We start from the raw sequence: 26675 nt of genomic DNA on the forward strand, positions 1-26675 counted from the left end.
ACTTCAGCACGATCTACTCCGCGCTCCTCTTCTGATCTCACCGCATGACCGACCCCTTCGAGCTTGGCTGATCCTCTCGATCAGCCCGGTCGGGAGGCAGCTGGTCACGACATGCCGAGATTCTCGCGCGCCATCGGCCGGGTCGCTGTCGCTGACTCGTGATCGTTGTGTGGCATTTCCACGGCCGCGACAGGCGGACAGTACCGCTGACGCTCGGTGCACTCCCGGTCGCCGCTCCGATTTCTGACCGATCTGTGAGATTGGTTGGCATCGACTTTGCGAACCCTTCGCTCACCCGCTTCCGGTCTCCGGACCTGAAGCGCGAGGCGGAGAGGAGTTCGGGGGATGGGTGCAATGGACCGCCGGAAGGTGCTGAAACTGTCGATGGCGGCCGCGGCCGGCACCGTCGCGATGCCGTTCGTCGCGCGGAAGGGGCTCGCCGCCGAGCCGATCAAGCTCGGCAGCCTGCTCGACGGCTCCGGCGCGCTGGGCCTCGAAGGCAAGCGGATGATCGAGACCACCGAGTACGCGGTCGAGCAACTCAACAAGGCCGGCGGGCTCCTCGGGCGGCCGATCCAGCTCATCGCCTACGACACGCAATCGTCGATGCAGCTCTACACCCAGTATGCCCAGCAGCTCGCCCTCAAGGACAAGGTCGACGTCATCCAGGGCGGCATCACCTCGGCGTCGCGCGAGGCGATCCGGCCCATCTTCGACCGCGCGCGGACCCTCTACTTCTACAACACGCAGTACGAGGGCGGCGTCTGCGACCGCAACGTGTTCTGCACCGGGTCGACCCCCGCGCAGACCGTCAACCACATCGTCGACTACGCCCTCAAGAACTGGGGCAAGAAGGCCTACATCGTCGCGGCAGACTACAATTACGGGCACATCACCGCGAGCTGGATGACGAAGTTCATGAAGGATGGCGGCGGATCGGTGCTCGGCACCGACTTCTTCCCCCTCGACGTCACCAACTTCTCGTCCGCGATCAGCCGCATCCAGCAGGCGCAGCCCGATCTCGTCCTCTCGGCGCTGGTCGGCGCCAACCATTCGGGCTTCTATCGCCAGTGGGACGCGGCGGGCATGAAGTCCAAGATCCCGGTCGGGTCGAGCGTGTTCGGGCTCGGCGACGAGCTGACGACGATGGATCCCTCCACGACGAACGGGATCATCACCTGCTACGGCTGGTACAACGACCTCGACACGCCCGCGAGCAAGGCCTTCGTCGCCGGCATGCAGGCGAAGTTCGGCGCCGACGTCACCGATCTCAGCGAGCTCGACACCGCCACCTACGAGGGCATCCTGTTCTGGGCCGAGGCGGTGAAGAAGGCCGGCTCGATCGAGCGCGACAAGGTCATCGCCGCCCTGGAGAGCGGCCTCAGCATCGAGTCCCCGACCGGCACGGTCACCATGGACGGTGCCACCCACCACACCATCCGCAACACCTATCTGGCCCGCCCGAAGGACCGGAAGTGGGAGATCCTCGCCACCTTCCCGAACTCGTTCCCGGCCGACACCGGCGGTGCCTGCGACCTGATCAAGAATCCGCGCACCAACAAGCAGTTCACGCCGGACCTGAAGGGCTGAGGGCGATGGATCTCGCCGGGCTGCTCGCCTTCAACGTCGTCACCGGCATCGCCACCCTGGTCCTGATCACCCTCGGCCTCGGGGTGATCTACGGGATGATGCGCATCATCAACCTCGCCCACGGCGAGTTCATGATGCTCGGCGCCTACACGGCGGTGATGGCGAGCGGGGCCGGGGTCAACATCTGGATCGCGATGCTCGTCCTGCCGCCCCTGGTGGTCGGCGTGATCGGGCTGATCCTGGAGCGCACCGTCATCCGCTTCCTCTACGGGCGGATGATGGACACGATGCTCGCCACCTGGGGCATCAGCCTGGGCTTGATCGGGCTGATCACCACGCTCTACGGCAACGTCGTGCGCGGCGTCTCGACGCCCGTCGGCAGCTTCGACATCGGGCGCTACGGGGCGAGCCTCTACAGCCTCGTCATCGTGGCGACGGCGCTGACCGCCCTGGCGGCGATGTTCCTGGTGCTGCGCTTCACCAAGTTCGGCCTGATCCTGCGCGCGACCATGCAGAACCCGCGCATGGCCGCGGCGCTGGGGGTGCAGCCGAACCGCGTCTACATGGCGACCTTCGCCCTCGGCGCGGCCCTGGCGGGCCTCGCCGGCGGCGTCCTGGCCCCGATCTCGGGCGTCTCCCCGGCCATGGGCGCGGCCTACATCGCCCGCGCCTTCATCACGGTTCTCGGCGGCGGCCCCGCCATCGTCACCGGCACCGGTCTGGCCTCCAGCCTGTTCGGCGTCATCAACGAACTCGTCTCGTTCAAGACGACGCCGGTCATCGGCGACGTCGCCCTACTCGTCGCGGCGATCCTGCTGATCCGCGTCCTCCCGCAAGGCATCACCGGCCGCTACCTGAGGCGCAGCCTATGACCTCCGCAGCTCCCGCCCGCCGGCTCTCCGCCGCGGGCTTCCTGGCGACGCTGGCCCTCGGCCTCGCCATCCTGTTCGGGGCACCGCACGCCCTCGACACGTTCGGCCTCGTTCAGTGCACCGGCTTCGCGGCGCTCGCGATGTTCGGCCTCTCGCAGGGCTTCGTCTGGGGCTTCGCGGGGGTGATGTCCTTCGGGCAGGCCGCCTTCCTGGGTCTCGGCGGCTACGCCTACGCCGTCGCGGTCCTCAACATGGGCGACAGCACCGTGCCCGTCCTGCTGTCGATCCTGGTGCCGATGCTCTTCGCCGGCCTGCTCGGCTACTTCATGTTCTACGGGCGGATCAGCGACGCCTATATCGGCGTCATCACGCTGACCGTGTCGGTGATCCTGTTCCAGCTCGTCAACGCCACCTCCGGCAGCCAGTACCGGATCGGCGCGGCGGAGCTGGGCGGCTTCAACGGCATCCCGGCGATCCCCGCCCTTAACGCGCCCGGCCATCCCGACGAGCCCCTGGACATCGAGGGGATCTGGTACGCCGCGATGGGGGCCCTGATTCTCGTCTACGCGCTGCTGCGGGGGATCCTGGCGAGCCGCCTCGGCCGCGTGGTGGTGGCGATCCGCGAGAACGAGACCCGGGCCCAGCTGATCGGCTACGACCCGCGCCTCTACAAGCTCATCGCCTTCATGATCGCCGCGGGGGTCGCGGGCCTCGCCGGCTGTCTCTACGCCAACTGGGGCGGCTTCATCAGCCCGACCGTGTTCGGGCTGCCGATGTCGGCGCAGGTCATCATCTACGTCCTGGTCGGCGGCCTCGGCACCCTCGTCGGGCCGATGCTCGGCGCGGTGCTGATCCAGGCGCTGATCATCGCCGCCGGCAGCCAGAGCGCGGTCGATTCCAACCTCGGGCTCGGTGTCGTCCTCGTCGGCTTCGTCCTGCTCGTGCCGCAGGGGCTGATCCCGGTCGCCCGCGGCCTCGGCCTCCGCCTGCTGGAGCGGGCCCGGGCGCCCCGGGCCTCGGGCGGGAAGGCGAAGGACGCGCTCGCCGCGGGAGGCGCGCGATGAACGCTCCCACCCCCCTCACCGGCGCCCACGGGGCGCCCCTGCGCCCGCTCGTCGAGGCCCGCGGCGTCACCATGCGGTTCGGCGGGGTGACGGCGGTGGCCGACGTCGATTTCACCCTCGGCGAGGTCGAGCTGCGCTGCCTGATCGGGCCCAACGGCGCCGGGAAGAGCACCTTCTTCAAGATCCTGACCGGTCAGCTGAAGCCCACCGAGGGCCGGATCCGCCTGCGCGACACGGACATCACCGGGGCCGAGCCCCACGCCATCGCGCGGCTCGGCGTCGGCATCAAGACGCAGGTGCCGAACGTCTTCAACGGCCTCTCGGTCCACGAGAACGTGTTCGTGGCGGCCGGGCGGCGCAAGTCCATCGCCCGCACCCGCGCCATCGTCGACGAGACCCTGACGCGCCTCGACCTCACCGGGATCGCCGGACGCATCGTCGGCCAGCTCGCGCACGGCCAGCGGCAATGGGTCGAGATCGCCACCGTGCTCGCCCAGGAGCCCGAGCTGATCCTCCTCGACGAGCCCGCCGCCGGCATGACCCACGAGGAGGTCCACCGCACCGCCGCGCTGATCCGCGAGATCAACCGCACCCACGCCCTGATCGTGGTGGAACACGACATGCCGTTCATCCGGATGATCGCCAAGACCGTGACGGTGTTCAACCAGGGCCGGATCCTCATGGAGGATACGGTGGACGCCGTCCTGGCCGACAGCCGCGTGCGCGACGTCTATCTCGGCAAGCAGGCCGCCTGACATGACCGACCCTGCCAGCCCGCCGCTCCTCTCCGTCGAGGGCCTGCATTCCGGCTACGGCCGCATCCCGATCCTCGGCGGCGTGGCCCTCGCGGTGCGCCCCGGCGAGTTCGTCGGCATCCTCGGCCACAACGGCATGGGCAAGACCACGCTGCTGCGCACCCTGATGGGCTACCTGCCGGCCACAGCCGGGCAGGTCCGGTTCGACGGGACCGACATCACCCGGCGCAGCCCGACGGCCCGGGCGCGCATGGGCCTCGGCTACGTGCCCCAGGGGCGTGAGATCTTCCCCGCGCTCAGCGTGCGCGAGAATCTGCGCATGGGCTGCCTGCTCGCGAAGCGGGACGAGGACGAGACCATCGGGGGCATCCTCGCCACCTTCCCCCGGCTGAAGGCCTATCTCGACCGGCCCGGGGGTGCCCTGTCGGGCGGCGAGCAGCAGTTGCTGGCGCTGGCCCGCTGCCTCTGCGGCGGCCCGACCATCCTCCTGCTGGACGAGCCGACGGAGGGCATCCAGCCCTCGATCATCGAGGAGATCATCGAGAGCCTCCTGCGGATCGGGCGCGAGCGCGGCATCGCGCTGCTCCTCGTCGAGCAGAACCTGACCTGCATCACCGGCCTCTCGGAACGCATCCTGATCCTTCAGAAGGGCGTCATCACCCGCGAGGTCCCGCCCGAGGTCGCGCGCAACCGGTCGCTGATCGACGAGTTCGTCGGCATGGCCTGAGCCGCCGCCGGATCCCCTCCCCTTCGCCAGTCCGGAGTTCCCCATGGATGCTGCCCCGATCGACGCGCCCGACCTTGCCGGGATGCTGACCGAGATGACCGTCGCCGACGTCCAGGCCGCCTACGCCCGCGGCGTGACGGCCGTGGCGCTGATCGAAGCCTTCCTGGCGCGGATCGAGACCTACAATCCCCGCTACAACGCGATCATCTTCCTCAATCCGCACGCCCTCGACGAGGCGCGAGCGATCGACCGCCGCAGGGCCGCCGGCGAAGCCCTCGGGCCGCTGGCGGGCGTTCCGGTCGTGATCAAGGACACGATGGACGTTGCCGGCCTGCCCACCACGGCCGGCTGGCACTTCCTCTGCGCCGAGGCCGGGGGAGTGGACCTCGTGCCGGCCACGGACGCGCCCGTAGTGGAGCGCATGCGGGCGGCCGGCTGCGTCGTCCTCGGCAAGACCAACGTGCCCGTGCTGAGCGCCACCGGCAGCCACGCCAACGACAGCTGGGCCGGTCCGACGCTCAACGCCGCGGCGCCCGACCTCCTGCCCGGCGGGTCGAGCGCCGGCACCGCCACGGCCGTCGCGGCCAGTCTCGCGGTCCTCGGACTCGCCGAGGAAACCGGCGGCTCGATCCAGAATCCCGCCTCGGCGCAGGGGCTCGTCGGCATCAAGCCCACCTTCGCGCTCGTGCCCAACACCGGGGTGGTCCCGCTCGCCGGCAGCACGCGCGACGTGGTCGGGCCGATCGCCCGCTGCGTGCGCGACGCCGCGCTGACCCTCGATGCCCTGGCCGGCTACACTGCCGCCGACCCGAAGACCGTGGCCGGGATCGGCCGCCGTCCGAAGGGCGGCTACGCCGCCAAGCTGTCCGACACGGCCCTGCGGGGCAGACGCCTCGGGCTCTACGGGCCGGGCTGGCGCGACCGGGCCCTCTCGGCGGAGACGATCCAGCTCTACGCCCGGGCCCAGGCCGAGATCGCCGAACGGGGCGCCGCCCTGGTGGCTGACCCCTTCGCCGGAAGCGGCTTCGCGGACCTCGGCCAGCCCGTCGCCGGCCTCGATCACTACGATGCCCGGGGCATCGAGAGCGTGCTCTACGACCTCCATCACTATCTGCAACGGCTCGGTCCGCAGGCGGCCTACCGGACCCTCGCCGAATTCGACGCCGCCACGAAGGCGGAAGATCCCCTCGCACCGGGCGGCGTCCTCGACTGGATGAATCAGGTGCCGGCCTTCGCGGCCTGCCGCGCCGATCCCCTCGCCCCGCCGGATCTCTCGGATTTCCTGGCGGCACGCGAGCGGTATCTCGACGTCTTCACGACGGTCATGGCGGAGCACGGTCTCGACGCCCTGGTCTTCCCGCAGACCCGCGACGCGGTGCCGGCCCTGCACGGGTCGGAGACGATCCACGAGACGACCGTGTGCGAGATCAACATCGCCGGGCTGCCGGGCGTGGTCGTGCCAGCCGGCCGCTACGCCTCGGGCTCGCCCTTTTGCCTGATCTTCGTCGGACCGCTCTGGAGCGAGGCTGACCTCCTCGGGCTCGCCCACGATTACGAGCAGGCGACCCGCTACCGCCAGGCCCCCGACCTCAGGGCTTGAAGCGATAGCTCCCGCCGCGAACCCGGCGGGAGCTATCCGTCCGGGAGAGCCTCCGGATCGGCGGGATCGTCCCGGCGCAGCGCGACGCCGCTGGTGCCCTGGGCCAGCATCGCCCGAAGCAGCGCCTCCATCTGCCCGGCGGCCGCCTCGACCGCCAGGCCGCCCTCCCGGATGTTCGAGATGCAGTTGCGCCGCGCGTCGGGCAGACCCGGCGCCGGGCCGTACGTGACGTAGCAGCCCAGGCTGTCCGAGGCCGACAGGCCCGGGCGCTCCCCGATCAGCACGACCACGCAGCGCGCCCCGAGCCGCGCCCCGATCGGGTCGCCGATCGCCACGCGCCCCTGGCTGGCGACCACCACGGGCGCCAGACTCCAGCCGGCCCGCCGCACCCGCGCCGCCAGCGCCGCCGCCGCCGGCACCGCGTTCAGCGCGACCGCCGTCGCCGACAGCCCGTCCGCGATCACGATCGCCACGTCGAAGCCCGGCCCGCCGTGCCCGTCGAGCGCGGACGCGGTCCCCGGATCGAGGCTGCGGCCCCGGTCCGGACGGCGCAGGTACTCGGCCCGGTCGGACGCGGCCGAGCGGACCTCGACCGAGTCCAGGCCCTGCGCCCGCAGCCCTTCGCGGATCGCGGCCGCGTCCAGGGGCGTCCACACCGCCTCGCGGGCGCGGGCATGGTCGAGCCCGAAGGCCAGCGCCGCGCCGGTCGGCAGGCCGGCCCCGTGCGCGCCCAGCGCGACGCGCGCCTGGGTCAGCCCGCGCAGGTCGCGCAGCGTCGGCGGGCCCGGACGAGCCGGCCCGGCCGGCCCGGCCGGCTCGCCGCTCACGCCGCCCGCCCGGGCAGGAGCCGGGACGCCTCCGCCAGGGCCGGGGGCAGCGCGCCCGTCGCGCTGGCCAGCCGGCCCTGCCCGTCCGTGATGCCCACGGCCCGCAGCCACGCCTCGAATTCCGGGGCCGGACGGCGACCCAGGGTCTCGCGGGCGTAGACCGCGTCGTGGTGCGACAATGACTGGTAGTTCAGCATCACGTCGTCCGCCCCCGGCACCGTGATGACGAAGTTGACCCCGGCCGCGCACAGCAGGGTCAGGAGCGCGTCCATGTCCTCGCCGTCGGCATCGGCGTGGTTGGTGTAGCAGACGTCCACGCCCATCGGCAGGCCGAGCAGCTTGCCGCAGAAGTGGTCCTCCAGCCCGGCGCGGATGATCTGCTTGCCGTCGTAGAGGTACTCGGGACCGATGAAGCCCACGACCGTGTTGACCAGCAGCGGGTCGAACTCCCGCGCCACCGCGTAGGCGCGCGCCTCCATGGTCTGCTGGTCGACGCCCCAGTGGGCGTCGGCCGAGAGCGCCGAGCCCTGGCCGGTCTCGAAGTACATGAGNCGCCACCGCGTAGGCGCGCGCCTCCATGGTCTGCTGGTCGACGCCCCAGTGGGCGTCGGCCGAGAGCGCCGAGCCCTGGCCGGTCTCGAAGTACATGACCTGCCCGCCCGCCGGGCAGCGGCCGAGGGCGCGCGCCGCGTCCGAGGCCTCGCGCAGGACGGCGAGGTCGACGCCGAAGCCGGCATTGGCCTTCTGCGAGCCGGCTATCGATTGGAACACGAGGTCGACGGGCGCGCCGCGGGCCATGGCCTCGATCGCAACGGTGACGTGGCCGAGGCAGCAGTGCTGGGTCGGCACGTCGAGGCGCAAGCGCAGGGTCTCGAGCAGCTCGACGATGCGGATGTAGTCCGGCAGGGAATCGGTCGCCGGGTTGACGCCGATGACCGCGTCGCCCGAGCCCATCAGCAGGCCGTCGAGGGCCGAGATCAGGATGCCCTCGGACGAGTCGGTCGGGTGGTTGGGCTGGTTGCGGGTGGCGAGGCGCCCGGGCAGGCCGAGGGTCGAGCGGAAGCGGGTCACCACCGGCCGCTTGGCGGCGACCGCGACGAGGTCCTGCAGGCGGCAGATCTTGGAGACCGCCGCGACCATCTCGGGCGTGAGGCCGGGCGCGAGGGCGGCGAGGGCGTCGGCGTCGGCGGCGGGGGCGAGCAGCCACTCGCGGAAGGCGCCGACCGTGAGCGAGGCGACCGGCGCGAAGGCTTGCGCGTCGTGCCGGCGGGCGATCAGGTCGGAGACCTCGTCCTCGTCCGAGGGGATCAGTTCCTCGGCCAGGAAGGTCTTGAGCGGCAGGTCGGCGAGGGCGATCTGCGCGGCCAGGCGCTCGACCGGCCCGTCGGCGCAGAGCCCGGCGAGCTGGTCNGAGCTGGTCGCCCGAGCGCTCCGGCGTGGCCTTGGCGAGCAGGCTGCGCAGGTCGGGGAAGGTGAAGCGTGTGCCTTCGATCGTCGTCGCGTAGGCCATACGGGCGCTCCCGGCGCGCTGTCAGATCTCAGGGAACCCGATCCTGCAGGATGTCGAGGGCGGCCTCGTGCAGGTCGGGTGTGGCGGCGGCGAGCACCCGCCCGTCCGAGTCGAGGGTCAGCGCGGAGCCCGCCCAGTCGGTGATCACGCCGCCGGCCGCCTCGATCACCGGGACGAGGGCGAGGTAATCGTAGGGCTGCAGGCCGGTCTCCGCGACCAGATCGCAGTGGCCGGAAGCCAGCAGGCCGTAGGCGTAGCAGTCGCCGCAGAACCGCCGGATGCCGACGCGGTCGACGAGGCGTCGGTAGCGCGCCGCGTCCGCCCCGGAGAAGCCGTCCGGCGTGGTCGTGAAGAACCGTGCGGCGGCGAGGGTCCGGCAGGCGCTGGCCCGGGCCGGCGCCCCGTTGAACGTGGCCGCGCCCGGCATGCCCGTCCAGCGCTCGCCGAGGGCCGGCATGTCGATGACGCCGATGGTCGGCCGTCCGCCGTCGAGGAGGGCGATCAGGGTTCCGAACAGCGGCAGCCCGGTCACGAAGCTCTTGGTGCCGTCGATCGGGTCGATGATCCAGACCGGACCCCGGCCCGGCGTCACGCCCATCTCCTCGCCGACGATGCCGTGCTCCGGGAAGCGCGCCGCGATCCGCTCGCGCAGCAGCGCCTCGATCGCCCGGTCCGCCAGGGTGACGGGGCTCGCGTCCGCCTTGGCGACGATGTCGAGGTCCGTGCGGAAGTGGCGCATCGCCACCGGTCGGGCCGCGTCGGCGAGGCCGGTCGCGAAGGCCAGGATCTCGCCCGCGGGGGGAAGCATGTCCGGCACGCTCAGAGCGCTTTCAGGAAGGCCGGCCACCGCGTGTCGTTCATGATCGATCGGGCGCGCATGTGCTTCCAGATGCCGTACTTGTAGAAATCGAAGTCGAGGTCCGAGATGCGGTTCTGCACCATCGCCCAGGTCGACCATTTCACGTCGGCCAGGGCCTTGTGCACCATCAACCGGGCGAAGAGCTGGTCGCTGTACCGGCCGAAATACGCCTCGATGATCGCGCGATCGACGTCCTCGGAGAAGAACATCTCGCCGCTCCAGATCGCGAGATCGTAGAGGCGATCGTTGTTGGAGGCGTACTCGAAGTCTATCAGCAGGATCGAGCCGTCCTCCCCGATCAGGAAGTTGCCGGGCATCGGGTCGTTGAAACACGGCACGAGGTCGATGCCGGACGCCTCCAGGGCGGCCCGGGCGAGGCGCGTCTGACGGGTCAGCCACGCCTGGTCGGGCGGCAGCAGCGCGCCGAGATCGACGGCCTGCCGGTCGTGCTCGTCGATCATGTCGAACACTGTCTTGGTGAGCGGCAGCAGGGGGGCGCCGTGGAAGCGGCGATAGAGGGCGATCGCCTCGTTGCGCACGGCCGCGTCGGCGAAGTCGCGGTTGGTCGAGGGGCGGCGGCCCTCCACGAACTCCGCGATCTCCACGTCTTCCGCGTCGAGATAGTCGAAGGTGCGCGGGCCGAGGCCGATCGCCTCCGCCTGCCGGCTCGCGGCGCGGGCGGCGGCCCGGTCTATGAACATCTCGGTGCCGCGCCCGGGCATCTTCACGAAGTACGGGTGCGCCTCGCCGGCGACCTCGACGCGCCAGTTCGTGTTGCTGATGCCGCCGAGCACCGGCCGATAGTGCATGGGCCGACCCTGCCACGGGGCGACCCGGTGAAGGGTCGCCTCGAAGGCCCGCTCGGCCTCTGTGCGTCCGCCTCCGAGAGGGATCATGCCGCGCTCCTCAAAGCGTCCTCAGGGTTTCCTCGAAGTCCGGGCGGCCGACCCGCGCTCGGCAGCGCAGCAGGCGCCAGCTCGCATATTTCCGGAACTCCAGGCTCCGCCGGGGCGAGGCGCGGTCCATCGTCAGCGCCCGCAGGCCCCAGTACAGGTCGTCGGCGGCAGCGTAGGCGCGGCAGCGGCTGAACACGTCCGCCCGGCAGGCCCCCTCAGCGATTTCGATGCCAAGTCGCATCTCGCTCTCGAACGGGCAGGCCTCGTTGAGGAAGGCGCCGAGCTGATGGTGCGGGTCGGTATCGCAGGCCATGTCGAAGTCGACGAGGCGCAGTGCGCCGTCCGGCGCGAACAGCAGGTTGGAGGCGTGCGGGTCGGCGTGGGCCGGCCGGCACCCGGTCCCGGCGGCGGCGAGCGCCGCCTCGATGGCGTCGACCCAGTCGAAGAGGAACCACCCGTCCGGCGGCAGGTCCGCCGGCAGGGTCTCGCCCTCGGCGCCGAGCGCCGCGCGCAGGGTCCGGATGCCGTCGAAGACGCTCCACCGGCGGCCGAACGGCGCGCCGGCGGCGATGCGGTCAAAGGCCCCGATCACCGCCGTCATGGCGTCGGGCTGGCGCAGGCGGTCGAGGGACGCGGGGCGCCACTCGGGGCCGAGTCGCCGGAACAGGATCGCCCCCTGCGCCCACGCCAGATGCAGCGGCTCGGGGCCGAGCCCCAGCGCGGCGACGCGCGTCGCGGCCTCGAACGAGGCGGCGGGGTCGATGAGAGCGGCGGCGGCCGGCTCGGTGACCTTGAGGAAGTAGTCCGGATCCGCGTCCGGCGCCGTCGCCACCAGGAAGGTGGCCGACTCGACGCCGTGGTACGACGGCGACGCCGCGCCTGGGCAGGCCACGCCGTAGCGAATCGGCCGGTCCGCCAAGAGGGGGATCGCCGCGAGGGCCTCCTCGGCCAGCCGCTCGTGAGCGCCGTCGGGCGCGCCTGGCGCCTTCAACGGCCCTCTCCCCCGGTGCCGAGGGCCGCGAGCCCCTCCGTCGCCAGCAGCATCAGCATGTCGGCCAGGACCTGGGTGCCGAAGGCCCGATCCTCCGGGGCCGCGAACTCGGTCGGATGGTGCATGACCCCGTCCCGGCAGGGCACCGCCAGCACGATCGCGGGGCAGACGGCGGCGAGGCTGATCGCGTCGTGGCCGCCGATCGTGTCGAGGGGCCGCGGCGGCGCGTCGTTGCGGGCGCCGGCCCGCTCCGCGAGCCGGACGAGGCCGGGATGCATGGCGCCCGCGGGCCGCAGATCGATGGCGCGGACCTCCGAGTCGACGCCGGCCCGCGCCGCCGCCGCGGCGATGAACGTCCGGAGCCGGGCCTCGGCCTCCTCGAGGATCGCCGGCGCGCCGGAGCGCAGCTCGATGAACAGCACCGCCTCACTCGGCACGGTGTTGGGCGAGTTCGGGAACACCTCCAGCCGTCCGACCGAGGTGTGCAGGTCGAGCCCGTAATCGCCGGTCATGTCCTTCAGGTCGGCGATCAGGTAGGCGGCCGCGAGCAGGGCATCGCGGCGCTCGGCCATCGGGGTCGGGCCGGTATGGGCCTGCCGGCCGAGGAAGGCGAGGCGATACTTGGTGGCTCCCCAGTAGCGGGTGAAGGCACCGAACCGCTTCCCCTCCCGCTCCAGCACGGGGCCGCCCTCGATGTGGAGCTCGATGAACGCGTCCGGGACCGGGACCGTGTCGGTCCCGGCGTAGCCGATCGCCTCCAGGGCGTCGCCGACCGCGATCCCGGCGCCGTCGCGCCGGTCCAGGGCCCAGGCCAGCTCGGCCTGGCCGGCGAACACGCTGCTGCCGAGGAGGCTCGGCTGGAAGCGGGCGCCCTCCTCGTTGGTCCAGTTGGCCACGACGAAGTTGCAGGCCGACCTCAGCCCGCGCTCCGCGAGGGACGCGCCCACGGCACGGATCGCCTCGCAGGCCGCGACGACGCCGAGGGCACCGTCGAAGCGGCCGCCGTTGGGCTGGCTGTCGAGGTGAGAGCCGACCATGACGGTCGGCGCGTTGCCCCCGGCGAAGTCGACGCGGCCGAACTGGTTGCCGATTCGGTCGACCTGCGGCGTGAAGCCGTTCTCCCGGAACCAGGCGCCGAGCCAGTCGCGGGCGGCGCCGTCCTGGGCCGAGAGCGCGAGGCGCGTCATCGACCCGTCGCCGCCGCCACCGAAGCGCGATACGGCGTCCATCATCCCGTGGAGGCGTGCGGCATCGATCTGCACGGAGGACGGCGACGGTATCTCAGGCATGGAGCACATCCACGTTTAGGTGTCGGAAGGCGTCGGCGAAGTCGCTCGCCAGGGGCGCGTTGGTGACGAGCGTGTCGACGTCGCCGAGACCGAGGGTCCGGATCGTGCCGAGCCGCCCGAATTTCGAGCTGTCGGCCAGGATCACTGAGCGCCGGGTCTGCTCGACGGCGGCGCGGCGCAGGACCGCCTCCTCTTGGCCGAGATCCATGAAGCCGTGCTCGCGATGCACGGTCACGATGCCCATGACGGCGAGGTCGTAGACGTGCTCGCGCACGGCCGCGACGGTGCGGTGGCCGAACAGCCCGCGGTAATGCGGCTTCATCTCGCCGCCGAGCACGGTCACCTGCGACTGCGGATCGTCGGCGAACAAGGTGGCGATGCCGATAGAGTTGGTGTGGATGGTGATTCGCCGGCCGACCAGCTGCCGGGCGAAAGCCAGGGTCGTGGTGCCGGTGTCGATGAAGACGGTCATGCCGTCCTCCACCAAGGCCAGGGCGGCCGACGCGATACGCGCCTTCTCGCGCATGCCGACGCGCGCCCGCTCGTCGAAGGGCTGATCGTCCTTCTTCTGGTCGATGACGGCGCCGCCGTAGACCCGGCGAGCATGCCCGCGCATTTCGAGGTCCCGCAGGTCGCGCCGGACCGTCTCGGTGCTGATTCCGAGGCGGCTCGCCAACTCGTTGACCGATACGCGACCGTCGCGCTGCAACTCCGTCAGGATCAGTTGCAGGCGCGGCTCGGTTATACTCATCGGCGTCCGTCTCCCAAGGGTTGTAATCCCTCGCGACGGGACGCAACCTAGGAACGGGTTGGCACGGTCCTCGACGGGCCGCAATTCATCGGGTTCCGTCATCTGTTAACCTGCTGCCTCGACGTGGACCGGCCGCGCGCCGGGAGCTGTGACGCGGTGGCAGGCGGCGAGCGCGCCCGCGCCGCGCATCACGAGGTTCGGACTCTCGGCCGCGCAGGGCGCGAAGGCCCGGGGACAGCGCGAACGGAAGGCGCAGCCGGCCGGAAGGTCGATCGGGCTCGGCGGCTCGCCGTCGAGGAGGCACTCCTCGGGGCGGTAGCGGCGCTCCTCCAGGGTCGGCATCGCCGACAGCAGGGCCTTCGTGTAGGGGTGGCCCGGATCGAAGAACAGTCGCTCGTTGTCGGCGAGTTCCACGACCTCGCCCAGGTACATGACGGCGACGCGGTTGCAGGCTTTGCGCACCATCGCGAGATCGTGGCTGATGAAGATGTAGGTGAGGCCGTGTGCCCGCTGAAGCTTCTCGAACAGCGCGAGCAGCCGGAACTGCTCGGTCTGGTCGAGCGCCGAGAGCGTCTCGTCCATCAGAAGGATCTCGGGCTCGAGCACCATTGCGCGGGCGACGTTGATGCGCTGGCGCTGCCCCGCGGAGAGGCCGACGGGCAGCGCGTCGTAGAGGGCGGTGCTGAGGCCGACATCGTTCATGACCGCGCGGACGCGCTCGCGGATGCGGGCGGCATCCCGCCATCCGTGGGTGCGCAGGGGCGCCTCGAGCATCGCGCCGATGCCGGTGCGGGGGGGCAGCGAGTTGAACGGGTCCTGCAGCACGAGCTGGAGCTTGCGGCGGAACCCGAGCAGCGCCGGTCCCGCGAGCGGCGCGATGTCCTGCCCGTCGCACAGGATCCGGCCGCCGCTGGGCCGCTCCAGGCGACTGAGCAGGCGCATCAAAGTGGACTTGCCGCAGCCGCTCTCGCCGACCACCGCGAAGCTGTCGCCCCTGTGGATATCGACGGTCACGTTGCGCACGGCGCGGAGCGCGCTCGTCCCCGCGAAGGTCCCCCGCTCCCGTACCCGGTAGGTCTGCGACACGTCCTCCAGGCGGATGACCGGGCGCGCTTCGGAGTGGTCGCGCGCGGGCTCGCCGGTGCGCGGCAGCGCGGGGGAGCGGGTCCAGATGGTCGGGATCTGGGCGACCAGGTCGCGGGTGTAGGCGTGCCGCGGCCGGGCGATCAGCGCGTTGGTCGGCTGCTCCTCGACGAGGCGGCCCGCATCGATGACGAGCGTGCGCGACGCGGCCTCCCGGGCGACCGGGAGCGACGAGGAGACGAACAGGATCGCCGTCTGGAAGCGCTCTGTGAGCTCGCGCATCAGGCGGATGACCTGGGCGGCCACGGTCACGTCGAGGGGCTGAGTGACGTTGTCGGCGACGAGGAGCGCCGGATCCGAGATCATCGCGTCCACCAGCAGCGCGCGCTGCATCATGCCGCCGGAGAACTGCGACGGGTAATCGTGGAAGCGCCGGGCGGCGGAGGGTATCCGGACCGCGTCGAGCAGCGCGACGACCCGGCGGCGCGCCTCCGCCGCCGCGACGGCGGAATTCACGGCCCGCATCTTCTCGGCGATCTGGTGGCCGACGGGCAGCGTCGGGTCGAGGGCGCCCATCGGGTTGGCGCCGACATAGGCGATCTCCCGGCGCAGGGGCCGCATCGCGCGCGGGGCGAGGCCGAGGATGTCCTGCCCGCGGAAGCGCACCGTCCCGCGGGCGGCGAGCGGCGGCTCCAGGCCGTTGACCAGGGCCTTCGCCAGGACCGTCTTGCCCGCGCCGGTGGCGCCGACCACGCCGACGATCTCCCGCGGCGCGACGTCGAACGCGATGCCGTCGAGGATCCGCCGCCCGGCGACGGGCCCGGCGAGGTCGACGCTCAGGTTGCGGACGGACAGGACCGGCGGCGTGTCCATCAGGCGCCTCCGTGGATCGCGTTGCGCGCCCGCTCGCACGCCGCGCCGATCAGGTTGAGGCCGACGAGCGTGAGGCCGAGGAACACGCCCGGCATGGTGGCGATCCACCACGCGTTCAGCAGATACTTCCGGCCATCCGCGATGATGTTCCCGAAGGTCGGCGTCGGCGGCTGCACGCCCAGACCGAGGAAGCCGAGCGTCGATTCGAAGATCATCATGCGGGCGATGTCGAGCACCGCCGTGAACAGGATCGGCGGCACCACGAGCGGCGTCAGCAGCGTCAGCACGATCCGGGCATGGCTCGCGCCCGAGACCTGCGCCGCCCGGACGTACTCGCGACCGCGCTCGGCCATCGCGACGGAGCGCGTCACGCGGGCGTAGACCGGCCAGTTCGACAGCCCGAGCACGAGGATGATGGCGGGGATCGTCGGCCTGGAGACGCCGAGCACCGCGATCGCCAGGATGATCATCGGGATCGAGAGCTGCGCGTCGGTGACGCGCATGATCACCGCGTCGGTCCGGCCGCCGAGGTAGCCCGCGACCATCCCGAGCGCGCAGCCGATGACGAGGGTCAGCGCGGTGGCGGCGACGCCGATCAGGAAGGAGTAGCGCAGGCCGATCAGGCAGCGGACGAGCATGTCGCGGCCGATCTGGTCCGTGCCGAGCGGGTGCGCCCAGCGCCAGTGCGGACCGGCGAGGAGCGGCGGCAGCAGGCGGGCGCGGACATCCATCTTGCCGGGATCGAGGCCGCTGAACTCGGGATAGAGGAGCGTGGCCAGGACCAGGATCCCGAGCAGACCGAGGCCGATGCGGAAGCCGGTCGCCCGGGCCGCCCGTCCGAGGATGCGGCGCCCGATCGAGCGGGCGCTTCCCGTGTCGACCGGGGCGGCCCCGAGGGTGAGGCTCGTCTCGACGCCCATCAGTACGCGAGCCTCGGATCGATGATCGTGGCGGCCAGATCGACGAGGATGTTGATCACGACAAAGATCGCGCTGGTGACGATCGCGATGCCCTGGATCAGCGGGAAGTCGCGCTGCAGCACGGCGTTGATGGTGAGCAGGCCGAGTCCGGGATAGTCGAGGATGTACTCGACGATGATCACGCCGCCGAGCAGGCTGGAGAACTGGACGCCGAGGAGGTTGAGCAGCGGCACGGCGGCGTTGCGCAGGACGTGCGCCGCGACGATCCGCGTCTCCGTGAGACCGCGGATGCGGCCGACCGCGACGTAGGCCTCGCCCATCTGGGCGGCCACGGCGCCCGAGAGGGTCCGGATCAGCACCGGGGACAGCTCCACCGCCAGCACGATGGCCGGGAGGATCGTGTAGGAGAAGCCCCCGTAGCCGACCGCCGGGAGCCAGCCGAGCTTCACCGAGAACAGGAGCGCGAGCACGATCGCCAACCAGAAGTTCGGCAGCGAGATGAAGATCGACGAGACCGCGAACGCGAACCGGTCCGCGAGTCCGCCCGGTCTGAGTCCCGCGGCGATGCCGACGAGCGACGAGAAGGCCAGGGCGATGGTCAGTGCCAGGGCCGCGAGCTGCAGCGTCATCGGCAGCGCCTCGCCGATGAGGGCGGCGACGGGCGCCCGCTCGGCCCGGGTCGCGTCGTCGAAGTTCGCCCCGCCCGTGGCCGCGCCGTTCGCGGGCCGCACGAAGCTGTGACCGAGGTCGCCGCGCACCACCTGCCCGGCGTAGCGGCCGAACTGGACCAAGATCGGATCGCGCAGGCCCATCCGCTCGGCGATCTGCTCCACGAGGGAATCCGGCGCCATCCCGCCGACCATCAGGCGCACCGGGTCACCCGGAACGACGCGCAGGAGCGTGAAGATCAGGAGCGAGACCAGGGTGATGATGATCGCCCCCTGCGCGAGGCGCCGGGCGAGGAAGCTGAGCACGAACATCGGACGATGGGGTTATGGGATGGCGCGCCGCCGGACGCGGCGGGGCGTGGGTTCCGGTCAGGCCGTGCGCGCGGCGTCGATCGAGCCGTCGGGGTAGATGAACAGGCCCTTCAGGTCGGCCTGCATCGCGTGGATCATCGCCGAGGTGAAGAGCGAGAGGGCCGGCGCTTTGGCGGCCAGGAGCGGCATGGTCTCGGTCTGCAGGATCGTCCTGCGCGCCTCCAGGGTCGGCGCGTTCCGCTCCTTGTCGAGGCTCGCGTCGACCTCCGGATCCTCGAGACCCGTGATGCGGTGCGAGGACGCGTGGAAATGCGTGCGCAGCACGAGGTCGGGCTCGGGCGATCCGGTCGACCAGCCGCAATCGATCATGTGGCCCGGTCCGCCGCCGGGGCGGTGGTAGAGGCGCTCGTTCCAGGCCGCGGGTTCCAGCACGGTGAGGGTGACCGGGAAGCCCTGCTCGGTCAGCATCGCGGTGATGATCTCACCGTATTCCTTGGTCTTCGGGTAGAAGCCGACCGACGTGATGTATTCCAGCGGCGGCAAGCCCTTCCCTTTCGGGAAGCCGGCCTCCGCCAGCAGCGCCTGCGTCTTGTCCGGGTCGTAGGCGGGATAGTTCTTCAGGTCGACGTAGCCGAATTTCACCGGCGAGACGAAGTTCGACGAGGCGTGGCCCGCCGAGCCGAGGACATCGAGGATGACGCTCCGGTCGATCGCGTGGCAGGCGGCGAGGCGCATCCGGACGTCGTTGAACGGCGGCTTGGAGCACCGGAACCACAGGTACTTGTTCTCGACCGAGACGATCCGGCTGACGGCGATCTTCGGATTGCCCTTGACGGTCTCGACCTGCTCGGGCTCCAGGCGCTCGACGATGGAGGCCTGCCCGTTCATCAGGGAGAGCATCCGGGTGGTCGAATCCGCCGTGAAGGTGAAGTCGATGCCGGGGATCGCCGGCTTCCCCTTGAAGTAACCCTCGTTCGCCTTGAGTACCGTGGTGTTGCCGCGCTGCTCGACGAAGCGGAACGGGCCCGTGCCGTTGAGGCGCTTGGCGAGGATGCCGCCGGGCCCCTCGGCCACGTCTTTCGCCGACATGATCGGCAGGAACGAGGCCAGGAAGACGAAGAGGTGCGCCGGATACCCGCCCTTCGTCGTGTCGACGATCACCGTGCGGTCGTCGGGCGTCGTGATCGCGAGCGTGTCGGTCGGTCCGGGATACCATTGCGCCGGTCGATCGGGCTGCGCGCCGTACTCGAAGGTCGCCTTCACGTCCTCGGCCTTGAACGGCTTCCCGTCGTGGAATGTGACCCCGTCGCGCCGGGTGATCTGCAGGCGGTGCGGGTCGAGAAGCCTGATGTCGGTAGCCAGTTCGTAGACCACCTTGCCCGGGTCATCGAGCGTCATCGGTGTGCGCGTGAGGAAGCCCATCACGAACCCCTCGATGTTCTTCTGCGAGAGTGTCGTGTGGGCCGTCGGGTCCCAGTTCCCGGTGATGTTCTCCGCCGACAGGAAGACCAGAGGCCGCGCGCTCTGGGCGAAGGCCGAGGAGATCAGGACGTCGGGGTTGATCTGCGCGCACGCGGCGATCGCACCGAGCCGCTGAAGGAACCGCCTGCGATCCATCCCGTCGCCCTCCACCTTCGAACCGACAGCACACATCGGTCAAAAACCACACAGCAAACCACGTGCCACTGTCATGAACCGCGCGAGCGGACGGAATCGGCGCTCGTCGCCGCGCGCGCGGCACTGGGATGCGCTAAGTTCGGGCACAATGCTCGCGAACTAACCGCACTGCCAATTATCGACTCCCCGGCGCCGAGGATGCTCGTGCAGCGAGCAAACGCGGCATCAATCCCGTGTGACAAGGCAATCTGCGCCCCAAATTTGCACTTATACAACGCGAAGTGGATGTTTTCTCGGTGTCTTAAACAAAAGTAGTGGGATTAAACCGCCGTCTCAGCATTGCGCGCCCCGATCACCCTACCTCGCTCGACTGTGGCCGAAAAATCTCGACTCGGTCAGACTACACAAAAACCATGCACGACCCATTGACGATGCGGAATCTCTCATGACACGTTGAGGCATTGATGAGTTCGGACCCGCGAGAGTAGCGGTGTCCTTCGGCGAGACCGGATTCGGCTGACGACCGAACCGTGATCGGCCCGTCATCGAGAAGGCGCGCAGAACGCCGAACCAGTCACACCACCGGCACCGAATGGGTTCCGACGGCTCCCGGCCGCTCGGCCTGCCGCTCCGCGGCCGGCCCGCGCACCGGCACGCGCCGGCCGGGCCCCCGAACGGAGATCACGATGATCGGGGACATGTCGCGCTTCGCCTCACCGTCTGGGACCGGCGCGGTCCTGGGCCTGCTCGTGCTCGGATCGGCACTGACCGCGCATCCGGCCGCCGCGCAGACCGCGACACCGGTCGAGACCTTGAGCGATCAGACGCAGGCGCGGACGAACCCGGAGATCGCCGCCAAGGCGGCGTCCCCGGTCCGCGTCGGTCCGCTCGCGCCGTGGGCGACGGAGATGGCCGCGGCCGGCTTCACCTTCGACATCAACATGTACGACTTCTATCAGGCCAACCCGTCCGCGGGCCTGCGCACGGGGCAGCAATCGAATTCCGCGTACTTCGTCCTGTCGATGACGGCGGACATGCAGAAACTCGCCGGCATCGCGGGCGGCAGCATCAACTTCACCGAGACGCTCTTCGGCCTCGTGCGCAACCTCAACATGGCCGGCGACATCGGCGATACGACGGTCGGGTATCAGCCGCCCTACAATCCGAACGACAACCGCCTGTCGCTCCTGACCTATCAGCAGAAGCTGCTCGACGACCGCCTCGTGATCGAGGTCGGCCGCACCCATCCGGGCCGCTACTATGCCCTGCCGCCCTGCAACTCGATCAACTCCTGTTTCCAGGACATCCTGTATCTCAACGCCGGCTGGACTTCGCCGCTCTACGCGGTCTGGGGGGCGAATTTCGCCTACAAGATCTCGCCGACCACGTACATCCAGGCCGGCGCCTTCAGCGTGAATCCCGGAACCAACGTCCTCTCGGGCTACGACTGGGGCTACGAGCGCCTGTCCGGGGCCCTCGCCATGTTCGAGGTCGGCCGCGTGACCGATTACACGCAGGAAGCCTATCCCGGACGCGCCTCCTTGACGGGCTTCTTCAACTCGGCCGATCACGACGACAACTTCAAGACTGTCTTCGGAACGTCCAAAGGGCTCAATCCCGGCACGCCGGTCCTCCAGAAATCCGGGACCTCGGGCATCGTGCTGACCGGCACGCAGACCCTCTGGCGGGCCGACGGCGGGCGCGAGGTCAATCCGCACCCGACCGCGATCTCGGCCTATACGGGGACCGGCTACGCCTTCGATCCGACGATCCCGATCCGCTTCAACAGCTTCGTCGGACTGCTCCTGCAGGCCCCGGATCAGAGCCGCCCCCTCGACACCTACGGCATCAAGATCAACTGGCAGCGTCTCAACGAGAACTACACGCGCTTCCTCGCCGACGCGAACTTCATCTCGGGCGGGACGGGCGCTCCCTTCTCCCGGGACAAGTTTGTGTTCGAGCTCAACGCCCACTTCGCCATGCCGGGCGGCGTGGTCGTGGAGCCGGTCGTGCAGTACCTCGTGAACGGCAATTCCTACTTCAATCCCTACACGGCGCGCCGCCCCAAGGACGGCTTCTACGGCGGCTTCACCCTGTCGGTCCCGCTCGGCACGCTGCTCGGCTTGGCTCCGGGCTGAGACGCGACCGCTCCGCCTGAGCGGCCATCTCCGAAGCACCCAGGCTGCGCGGGCGCTCAGCTGTCTCCGTCGTCCGGCCTAGGTCGCGAACCCATAACGGCTGGCACGGTTGAACCGCGGCGTCGTTAGCCCTCTGAGCAGGAGGGCCTTGATGGCGCGGTTTGATCTGACGGATGCGGAGTGGGCGGTGATCGAGCCGTTGATGCTGGCCGTAAGCCGCCGGTCCGTTTCGGAGAAGGTCCGCGGGAAAAGCGGACGCCCTCCTATCGCCCCATGCCAGCCGTACAGGCGGATTTCGGCGCTTCCAGAAAGCAGCCATTGATCGGTCGGCTGGCAACTTCGGCTTGCGCGGCAAACCGGCGTCTATCCTTTTACCTGCAAGTGGATGTTCCGGCTCCCCTCGCCGGTACGGCTCCAACTCTATCGTCGCTCGTCTTCCTCACACACACCTGGGTCCAGGCCAGGGGACGCCCCTTGGCCGAGTGCAACGCCATCCGCGCAACTGGGAGGCCCGTCGCCGTGTCCACAAGGGCGGATCGGCTCTCGTCGGTACGGTAGAGGTGATCCTCGCCCCACTGCCGAAGGGCGACTATGACTAGGAAGAGGCCACGGCCCTTCTCGGTGAGAACGTACTCGCGGTAGGCGCTGCCGTCCGAAGCCGCCGCAGTCTCCAAGACACCGCGCTCCGTGAGGTCGCGAAGCCGGGCCGCCAGCATGCCCTTCGCGATGCCGAGGCCAGCCTGGAACTCGCTGAAGCGCCGCACACCATCGAAGGCGTCGCGGATAATGAGGAGCGACCACCAGTCGCCGATGACGTCGAGGGCACGAGCCACCGGGCATGCCGCGCTGCCGAAGCTGACCCGCTTAACCATCCGTCCCGCTCCCACTCGAGTAAACTGGTCCTAAATTAGAACTAGATTATGGCGAGCACAAGTGGTCTCAACATGAAACCAAAACGGGCTCATGCAGGACAGGACTGATGCTGCACGCGGATAAGTGCCGAAACCCGAACCGGGTGAACACCGGCCTGACGCGAGTCACGACGCTGCTCCTGGCGGTGGCCGCCGGCCTCAGCGTCGCAAACGTCTACTACGCCCAACCCCTTCTCGACTCGATGGCGCGGGATTTCAGGATTTCACCCGGTGCCGCCGGTCTCGTCGTGACAATGACCCAGGTCGGCTACGGGCTGGGCCTGATCCTCATCGTACCGCTCGGCGACCGCGTCGACCGCCGCCGTCTCGTTCTCGTACAAGGCGCACTGTCAGCGATCGCGCTGGTCGTGGTGGCCACGGCGGGGATGGAGGTCATGCTCTTTGCCGGCATGGCAGCGGTGGGCCTGCTGGCCGTCGTGGTCCAGGTGCTGGTGGCCTACGCTGCGACGTTGGCGAGGCCGGCCGAGCAGGGTCGGGCGGTCGGGACCGTGACGAGCGGCGTCGTCACCGGCATCCTCGCCGCCCGCTTCGTGGCGGGGACGGTGGCGGACCTCGGCGGGTGGCGGGCCGTCTACCTGACCTCCGCCGGGCTCACGCTCATGATGCTCGGTCTCCTTGCCCTCACCCTGCCGCCGCATCCGGCTCAGGACCGCGCGGGTAGCTACGCCGCCACGCTCCGCTCCATACCCGCCCTATTCTTGCGCGATCCGATCCTGCTCGTGCGAGGCATCCTCGCGCTCCTCGTCTTCGCGGCCTTCAGCACCTTCTGGACGGCGCTGGTGCTACCGCTCAGCGCTGCGCCCTTTGCCTACTCCCACACGCAGATCGGCTTGTTCGGCCTCTTCGGCATGGCCGGAGCGCTCGCCGCCACCGTCGCCGGCCGGCTCGCGGATCGCGGCCTTGGTCAGTGGACGACGGGCTTGGCTCTGGCGATCCTGCTGGGCTCTTGGGGGCCGATCGCATTGCTGGCGGAGTCGATCCCTCTCCTTCTCGTCGGTGTCGTCCTGCTCGACCTCGCGGTGCAGGCGGTGCACGTCACAAATCAGAGCCTCCTCTTCGCCCGGCACCCTGAGGCTCGCAGCCGTCTCGTGGGCGGCTACATGGTGTTCTACGCGGTCGGCAGCGCCGTAGGCGCAATTGGCGCGACCACGGCCTACGCCCATGCCGGCTGGCTCGGGGTCTCGGCGCTCGGAGCGGCATTCAGCATCCTCGCGCTGGGCATATGGGCCTCTACATTGAGCCTCCATCGGCCGGCCCGGGCCTAGTTCGGCAACTTTGTATCAGTGAGGTGCCGCGGCTTCCTGACGCCCTCCCTCGTTGAAAAGGCTGCAAACGGCAGCTTTTTCGACAATCGAACAGGAAGCGGACCCGCCAAAATCCACCCTTCCCAGTCGTTCACAAGCACCGGCTGATGATACCAATGCTGGCCGAAAGTGGCTCGTCTGTTCGTGGCGATCGAAGCATCGAACGCGGAATCTCGATACGGCTTGGTCGGTTATCTCAGATTGACCTAAAGCGAATTTCGGGAACATTCGCTTGAAGGCGATCTGATCGGCCTATCGCAACCGAGCTTGGCCGAAAGCGGCATGGCTGACCGCGGCCGCACTTGCCGCTGCAGGACCGGACTGGCCTGACCTGACCGGCTGGCTGGGGAACGAGCATCACGAGCCACTGCCCATGCTTCCAGCTCGGGAGGGCTTCGGTATGGGACCCCCGGAGAGGCAGTCTCCGGTAAAGCTCGAGCGTTCCTACGGACCCCGCGGTTTCATGCCGGGTTGCCCATGCTGCGATGCCGCTGAAGCGCCCTGGAGCCTGATTTTGCCTCAAACCGTCCCGCCCCTAAGCCGACTGCCGACGTTCGGCCAGGACGGCCACGTCCAAGTCGTCGTCGAAACGCTGAAGGGCAGCCCGAACAAGTACGCCTACGCCGAGGCGCACGGGACTTTCCAGTTCAAGATGGTCCTGCCGGAGGGCACGAGCTTCCCGTACGACTTCGGCATGATCCCCTCCACCAAGGGGGCCGACGGTGACCCACTCGACATCCTCATTCTCCTGGATGCGCCTGCCTTCCCGGGCTGCCTGTTGGAGGCGCGCTTGGTGGGCATGATCGAGGCTGAGCAGCAGGAGCGCGACGGCACCTGGGAGCGCAACGACCGACTGATCGGCGTGGCCGTGAGCCCGCACCCACGCGCACGTCCACGGGCTCGATGACCTGCGCCCGGGCATGTTAGACGAGGTTGAGGCGTTCTTCGGCCACTACAACTAACTCGCAGGCAAGGAGTTCAGGGTGCTCCGGCGCGGAGACGCCAAGACCGCTCTCGCTTTTGTTCGGCACGGGAGCGAGGCTCCGAGCGGAGCATAGTCTCAGCATCTTAGTTCTCTCGCCGGCTTTCGGAAGCGATACGCAACGCGCTGAAGGCGCGGCTGCCCTATGCAGCAGTCTCGCGGAGCAGTCGCGGCACCTCGTTTGAGAGCTCGCGGGCCAGGAAGCCGACGGGGCCGACGGACGCGGCCAAGCGCTTGCCGGCCTCGCCGTGCAGGAATACGCCCCACAGGGCGGCGGCCATCGGCGCCAGCCCGCGCGCGAGTAAGCCGACGACGAGACCCGCCAGGACGTCGCCCGAGCCCGAGGTCGCCAAGCCGACGCCGCCGCCTTCGTAGAGCCAGCGTGAGCCACGCGGATCCACGATCCAAGTCTGGGCGCCCTTCATCACCACCACCGTCCCGAGCAAGTCGGTAGCCGCGAGCGCCGCATCGAGCGGGTCCGCCTCCACCGCCTCCCGGCTTCGGTCCAGGAGCTGGGCCATCTCGCCGGCATGCGGTGTGATCACCACCCGGCCCCCATGCCGGCGGACGTCGGCAGCGTGTTGGGCGAGCCCGCAGACCGCAGCCGCGTCGAGGATGAAAGACGCGTCAGGCAGCGCCTTGAGCAGCCGCATTGCCAGCGCGGTCGTCGGGCCGTCTTCGATCAGCCCCGGCCCGACCAGCAAGGCGTCGCAGCCCTTCGTCACCTTGAGCAGGCATTCCGCCGAACGTTCGGCGTCCATGCCGCCCGCCGAGGTCTCGGGCAGGCCGACGACCATCGCCTCGGGCACGGCCAATCCCATGCCAAGAGCCGCGCTTTGTACCGTCGCGATCTTCAGCTTGCCCGCGCCAGCACGCAAGGTCGCGACTCCGGCGAGCAGGGCGGCGCCCGGTACGGACGCCGCACCCGCGAGCACCAGCGCGCTCCCGCGCTCGTCCTTGCTTCCCTCGCGCGGCATGGGAAGCGGGAATGCCTTCAGGCTGTCCGCTGTGAGGATCTCGTGCGTCATCTGGCGGCCTCTTCCGCATCGGGCTCGGAAGTGACCGGAGCCCCGGCCTCGACCACGGGCGCGACGAAGTTGTAGCGCTCCAGCGAAAGCTTGCTTGTGGTGCCTTCCACAGGCCGGAAAGCGTACTCGGTGACGGAGCAATTGGCGACGTCGCCAGCGGCGTCGACGGCCAGGATCTCCGCCTCCGACATCTCCTCGATCAGGTAGCGCAGACACAGCACCACGACCTGATGCGCGACGATGAGGACCCGTCTCTCGGCATGGTGCAACGAGACCGTGTCCAGGGCGCTCCTGAGACGCAGGATCACGTCGCACCAGCTCTCGCCGGACGGCGGGCGGTGGTAGAACTTGCCCAAGCGCCGACGCATCTCGGCCTGCTCGGGATGCAGTTCCTCAACGCCAATCCGCGTCAGCCGGTCGAGGATGCCAAGCTCCTTCTCGCGCAGCCGCTCGTCGACGAGCGCATCTTGCGCGTCCTGTGCCAGGCCTCCGGCAGCGCGGATGCGGTCGGCGGTCTGTTTGGCCCGAAGGTAGGGTGAGGTCAGCACCGTGTCCGGGCGCTCGGCCGGAGGAAGGTCCTCGAACCAGCGCCCGACGGCATCTGCCTGCTGCTCGCCGCGTGCGCTGAGCGGCACATCGACATCCCGTTCGGCGATGTCGATCCGCGCCAACCTCGCACCGTGGGCGGCGTCGGCCGCGATGTTGCCGGCGCTCTCGCCGTGCCGCACGATCCACAACCGGCTCGGCCAGCGCTGCTGCATGGGTTGTCCGTCCTCCCGTCGCGTGCGCTAACGCCCGGTGCGCCTGCCGGTTCGGGGAAACGAGCCTGCGGGGAAGATGATGTAGTTGAACCGGCCGTTTGGGTGTTGGCCTCCCGCCGGCCGCGCCCAGAAGCGGACAGATCGCATCCGGCCAGTTCGTTTCGAACGCCGCATGTCGGCTTTACGGCGTCTCAGGCCATAACCAGACCATATCAAAACCACCCGACTGAGACTTTCGTGGCGGCACCGTTGGCAACCGGATCTGGCCGGAAGCGGAATGACTGCTTTGGAGCAGAAATTCTGCCAAGACTGACGAGCATCCGGCG

Annotated in this window: 24 protein-coding genes and 1 pseudogene; 9 read left to right on the plus strand and 16 right to left on the minus strand. The window is 69.7% G+C overall.

Features of this window, described 5'->3' with window-relative positions; all coding sequences use genetic code 11:
* Window positions 1–354: 354 nt before the first annotated feature.
* The 6 genes from ASG32_RS21085 to ASG32_RS21110 are packed head-to-tail and all read left to right on the plus strand — an operon-like array spanning window position 355 to window position 6608.
* Window positions 355–1590 carry an ABC transporter substrate-binding protein gene (locus tag ASG32_RS21085; protein WP_056530329.1) on the plus strand — a complete coding sequence of 412 codons (1236 nt, stop codon included), beginning with the start codon at window positions 355–357 and terminating at the stop codon, window positions 1588–1590.
* Between the two features lie 5 nt (window positions 1591–1595).
* Entirely contained in the window at window positions 1596–2462 is an 867-nt protein-coding gene (locus ASG32_RS21090) for a branched-chain amino acid ABC transporter permease (protein WP_056530332.1), read from the plus strand.
* A complete protein-coding gene (locus ASG32_RS21095; RefSeq protein ID WP_056530335.1) occupies window positions 2459–3526 on the plus strand; it encodes an urea ABC transporter in 1068 nt (355 codons plus the stop codon). Before ASG32_RS21090 ends, ASG32_RS21095 begins: the two co-directional genes overlap by 4 nt.
* Window positions 3523–4281, plus strand: a complete 759-nt coding sequence (locus tag ASG32_RS21100) for an ATP-binding cassette domain-containing protein (protein ID WP_056530338.1) — start codon at window positions 3523–3525, stop codon at window positions 4279–4281. Before ASG32_RS21095 ends, ASG32_RS21100 begins: the two co-directional genes overlap by 4 nt.
* Window position 4282: 1 nt before the next feature.
* Entirely contained in the window at window positions 4283–5008 is a 726-nt protein-coding gene (locus tag ASG32_RS21105; protein WP_056530341.1) for an ABC transporter ATP-binding protein, read from the plus strand.
* Between the two features lie 43 nt (window positions 5009–5051).
* Entirely contained in the window at window positions 5052–6608 is a 1557-nt protein-coding gene (locus ASG32_RS21110) for an amidase (protein WP_056530344.1), read from the plus strand.
* Window positions 6609–6640: 32 nt separating this feature from the next.
* On the opposite strand, the gene eutC is transcribed toward ASG32_RS21110, so the two are convergent.
* The 13 genes and pseudogenes from eutC to ASG32_RS35665 all read right to left on the minus strand — a co-directional run bounded on the left by eutC (window position 6641) and on the right by ASG32_RS35665 (window position 19904).
* Window positions 6641–7435 (minus strand): ethanolamine ammonia-lyase subunit EutC, encoded by a 795-nt coding sequence (eutC, locus tag ASG32_RS21115; protein WP_082557989.1) that lies wholly within the window; start codon window positions 7433–7435, stop codon window positions 6641–6643.
* On the minus strand, window positions 7432–7986 hold a 555-nt coding region (eutB, locus tag ASG32_RS35250), incomplete at its 5' end, for an ethanolamine ammonia-lyase subunit EutB (protein WP_244492090.1). The genes eutC and eutB (ASG32_RS35250), both read right to left, overlap by 4 nt.
* A gap of 1 nt (window position 7987) precedes the next feature.
* Window positions 7988–8845: pseudogene (gene eutB / locus ASG32_RS35255) on the minus strand (ethanolamine ammonia-lyase subunit EutB); the annotation flags it as partial.
* Between the two features lie 128 nt (window positions 8846–8973).
* Window positions 8974–9753 carry a histidinol-phosphatase gene (gene hisN / locus ASG32_RS21125; RefSeq protein ID WP_056530916.1) on the minus strand — a complete coding sequence of 260 codons (780 nt, stop codon included), beginning with the start codon at window positions 9751–9753 and terminating at the stop codon, window positions 8974–8976.
* 11 nt (window positions 9754–9764) lie between these two features.
* The gene (locus ASG32_RS21130; protein ID WP_056530347.1) at window positions 9765–10700 is read right to left on the minus strand and encodes a phosphotransferase; all 936 of its coding nucleotides are present in this window, start codon (window positions 10698–10700) and stop codon (window positions 9765–9767) included.
* A gap of 10 nt (window positions 10701–10710) precedes the next feature.
* Complete coding sequence (locus ASG32_RS21135; protein WP_056530350.1) at window positions 10711–11691, minus strand: phosphotransferase; 981 nt, start codon at window positions 11689–11691, stop codon at window positions 10711–10713.
* Entirely contained in the window at window positions 11688–12980 is a 1293-nt protein-coding gene (locus ASG32_RS21140; RefSeq protein WP_056530353.1) for a Zn-dependent hydrolase, read from the minus strand. Before ASG32_RS21140 ends, ASG32_RS21135 begins: the two co-directional genes overlap by 4 nt.
* Window positions 12973–13731 carry a DeoR/GlpR family DNA-binding transcription regulator gene (locus ASG32_RS21145; RefSeq protein ID WP_056530356.1) on the minus strand — a complete coding sequence of 253 codons (759 nt, stop codon included), beginning with the start codon at window positions 13729–13731 and terminating at the stop codon, window positions 12973–12975. Before ASG32_RS21145 ends, ASG32_RS21140 begins: the two co-directional genes overlap by 8 nt.
* Window positions 13732–13836: 105 nt before the next feature.
* Complete coding sequence (locus ASG32_RS21150; RefSeq protein WP_056530358.1) at window positions 13837–15687, minus strand: ABC transporter ATP-binding protein; 1851 nt, start codon at window positions 15685–15687, stop codon at window positions 13837–13839.
* Window positions 15687–16607, minus strand: a complete 921-nt coding sequence (locus tag ASG32_RS21155; RefSeq protein ID WP_056530361.1) for an ABC transporter permease — start codon at window positions 16605–16607, stop codon at window positions 15687–15689. Before ASG32_RS21155 ends, ASG32_RS21150 begins: the two co-directional genes overlap by 1 nt.
* Complete coding sequence (locus tag ASG32_RS21160) at window positions 16607–17587, minus strand: ABC transporter permease (protein WP_056530364.1); 981 nt, start codon at window positions 17585–17587, stop codon at window positions 16607–16609. Before ASG32_RS21160 ends, ASG32_RS21155 begins: the two co-directional genes overlap by 1 nt.
* 57 nt (window positions 17588–17644) lie before the next feature.
* Window positions 17645–19204, minus strand: a complete 1560-nt coding sequence (locus ASG32_RS21165) for an ABC transporter substrate-binding protein (protein WP_056530367.1) — start codon at window positions 19202–19204, stop codon at window positions 17645–17647.
* A 574-nt stretch (window positions 19205–19778) separates the two neighbouring features.
* Window positions 19779–19904 (minus strand): hypothetical protein, encoded by a 126-nt coding sequence (locus ASG32_RS35665; protein ID WP_280141595.1) that lies wholly within the window; start codon window positions 19902–19904, stop codon window positions 19779–19781.
* Between ASG32_RS35665 and ASG32_RS21170 the strand changes: the two genes are divergently transcribed.
* Entirely contained in the window at window positions 19891–21342 is a 1452-nt protein-coding gene (locus ASG32_RS21170; RefSeq protein ID WP_056530370.1) for a carbohydrate porin, read from the plus strand. The genes ASG32_RS35665 and ASG32_RS21170 overlap by 14 nt on opposite strands.
* 371 nt (window positions 21343–21713) lie before the next feature.
* Here the strand turns inward: ASG32_RS21170 and ASG32_RS21175 are convergent, their stop codons facing one another.
* A complete protein-coding gene (locus ASG32_RS21175) occupies window positions 21714–22214 on the minus strand; it encodes a helix-turn-helix domain-containing protein (protein WP_056530373.1) in 501 nt (166 codons plus the stop codon).
* Window positions 22215–22321: 107 nt separating this feature from the next.
* Here ASG32_RS21175 and ASG32_RS21180 point away from each other — a divergent pair, with 107 nt between their 5' ends.
* Both ASG32_RS21180 and ASG32_RS21185 read left to right on the plus strand, forming a co-directional pair.
* Complete coding sequence (locus ASG32_RS21180; RefSeq protein ID WP_056530377.1) at window positions 22322–23539, plus strand: MFS transporter; 1218 nt, start codon at window positions 22322–22324, stop codon at window positions 23537–23539.
* 553 nt (window positions 23540–24092) lie between these two features.
* Window positions 24093–24485, plus strand: a complete 393-nt coding sequence (locus tag ASG32_RS21185) for an inorganic diphosphatase (protein ID WP_244492091.1) — start codon at window positions 24093–24095, stop codon at window positions 24483–24485.
* Between the two features lie 218 nt (window positions 24486–24703).
* On the opposite strand, the gene ASG32_RS21190 is transcribed toward ASG32_RS21185, so the two are convergent.
* Together ASG32_RS21190 and ASG32_RS21195 are read right to left on the minus strand one after the other, a co-directional pair.
* Window positions 24704–25588, minus strand: coding sequence for an NAD(P)H-hydrate dehydratase (locus tag ASG32_RS21190; RefSeq protein ID WP_056530380.1), 885 nt, complete (start codon window positions 25586–25588; stop codon window positions 24704–24706).
* Window positions 25585–26349 carry a histidine phosphatase family protein gene (locus tag ASG32_RS21195; RefSeq protein WP_056530384.1) on the minus strand — a complete coding sequence of 255 codons (765 nt, stop codon included), beginning with the start codon at window positions 26347–26349 and terminating at the stop codon, window positions 25585–25587. The genes ASG32_RS21190 and ASG32_RS21195 overlap by 4 nt, the downstream gene beginning before the upstream one ends.
* Between the last annotated feature and the right edge of the window lie 326 nt (window positions 26350–26675).

It is taken from the genome of Methylobacterium sp. Leaf361 (assembly GCF_001424445.1).
Classification (GTDB): domain Bacteria; phylum Pseudomonadota; class Alphaproteobacteria; order Rhizobiales; family Beijerinckiaceae; genus Methylobacterium.

Excerpts from the sequence above, each read along its gene's own strand:
- ASG32_RS21085 (WP_056530329.1), top strand. The coding sequence starts at position 355 with ATGGACCGCCGGAAGGTGCTGAAACTGTCGATGGCGGCCGCGGCCGGC.
- ASG32_RS21090 (WP_056530332.1), top strand. The coding sequence starts at position 1,596 with ATGGATCTCGCCGGGCTGCTCGCCTTCAACGTCGTCACCGGCATCGCC.
- ASG32_RS21095 (WP_056530335.1), top strand. The coding sequence starts at position 2,459 with ATGACCTCCGCAGCTCCCGCCCGCCGGCTCTCCGCCGCGGGCTTCCTG.
- ASG32_RS21100 (WP_056530338.1), top strand. The coding sequence starts at position 3,523 with ATGAACGCTCCCACCCCCCTCACCGGCGCCCACGGGGCGCCCCTGCGC.
- ASG32_RS21105 (WP_056530341.1), top strand. The coding sequence starts at position 4,283 with ATGACCGACCCTGCCAGCCCGCCGCTCCTCTCCGTCGAGGGCCTGCAT.
- ASG32_RS21110 (WP_056530344.1), top strand. The coding sequence starts at position 5,052 with ATGGATGCTGCCCCGATCGACGCGCCCGACCTTGCCGGGATGCTGACC.
- hisN (WP_056530916.1), bottom strand. The coding sequence starts at position 9,753 with ATGCTTCCCCCCGCGGGCGAGATCCTGGCCTTCGCGACCGGCCTCGCC.
- ASG32_RS21130 (WP_056530347.1), bottom strand. The coding sequence starts at position 10,700 with ATGATCCCTCTCGGAGGCGGACGCACAGAGGCCGAGCGGGCCTTCGAG.
- ASG32_RS21140 (WP_056530353.1), bottom strand. The coding sequence starts at position 12,980 with ATGCCTGAGATACCGTCGCCGTCCTCCGTGCAGATCGATGCCGCACGC.
- ASG32_RS21145 (WP_056530356.1), bottom strand. The coding sequence starts at position 13,731 with ATGAGTATAACCGAGCCGCGCCTGCAACTGATCCTGACGGAGTTGCAG.
- ASG32_RS21150 (WP_056530358.1), bottom strand. The coding sequence starts at position 15,687 with ATGGACACGCCGCCGGTCCTGTCCGTCCGCAACCTGAGCGTCGACCTC.
- ASG32_RS21155 (WP_056530361.1), bottom strand. The coding sequence starts at position 16,607 with ATGGGCGTCGAGACGAGCCTCACCCTCGGGGCCGCCCCGGTCGACACG.
- ASG32_RS21160 (WP_056530364.1), bottom strand. The coding sequence starts at position 17,587 with ATGTTCGTGCTCAGCTTCCTCGCCCGGCGCCTCGCGCAGGGGGCGATC.
- ASG32_RS21165 (WP_056530367.1), bottom strand. The coding sequence starts at position 19,204 with ATGGATCGCAGGCGGTTCCTTCAGCGGCTCGGTGCGATCGCCGCGTGC.
- ASG32_RS21170 (WP_056530370.1), top strand. The coding sequence starts at position 19,891 with ATGATCGGGGACATGTCGCGCTTCGCCTCACCGTCTGGGACCGGCGCG.
- ASG32_RS35665 (WP_280141595.1), bottom strand. The coding sequence starts at position 19,904 with ATGTCCCCGATCATCGTGATCTCCGTTCGGGGGCCCGGCCGGCGCGTG.
- ASG32_RS21175 (WP_056530373.1), bottom strand. The coding sequence starts at position 22,214 with ATGGTTAAGCGGGTCAGCTTCGGCAGCGCGGCATGCCCGGTGGCTCGT.
- ASG32_RS21180 (WP_056530377.1), top strand. The coding sequence starts at position 22,322 with ATGCTGCACGCGGATAAGTGCCGAAACCCGAACCGGGTGAACACCGGC.
- ASG32_RS21190 (WP_056530380.1), bottom strand. The coding sequence starts at position 25,588 with ATGACGCACGAGATCCTCACAGCGGACAGCCTGAAGGCATTCCCGCTT.
- ASG32_RS21195 (WP_056530384.1), bottom strand. The coding sequence starts at position 26,349 with ATGCAGCAGCGCTGGCCGAGCCGGTTGTGGATCGTGCGGCACGGCGAG.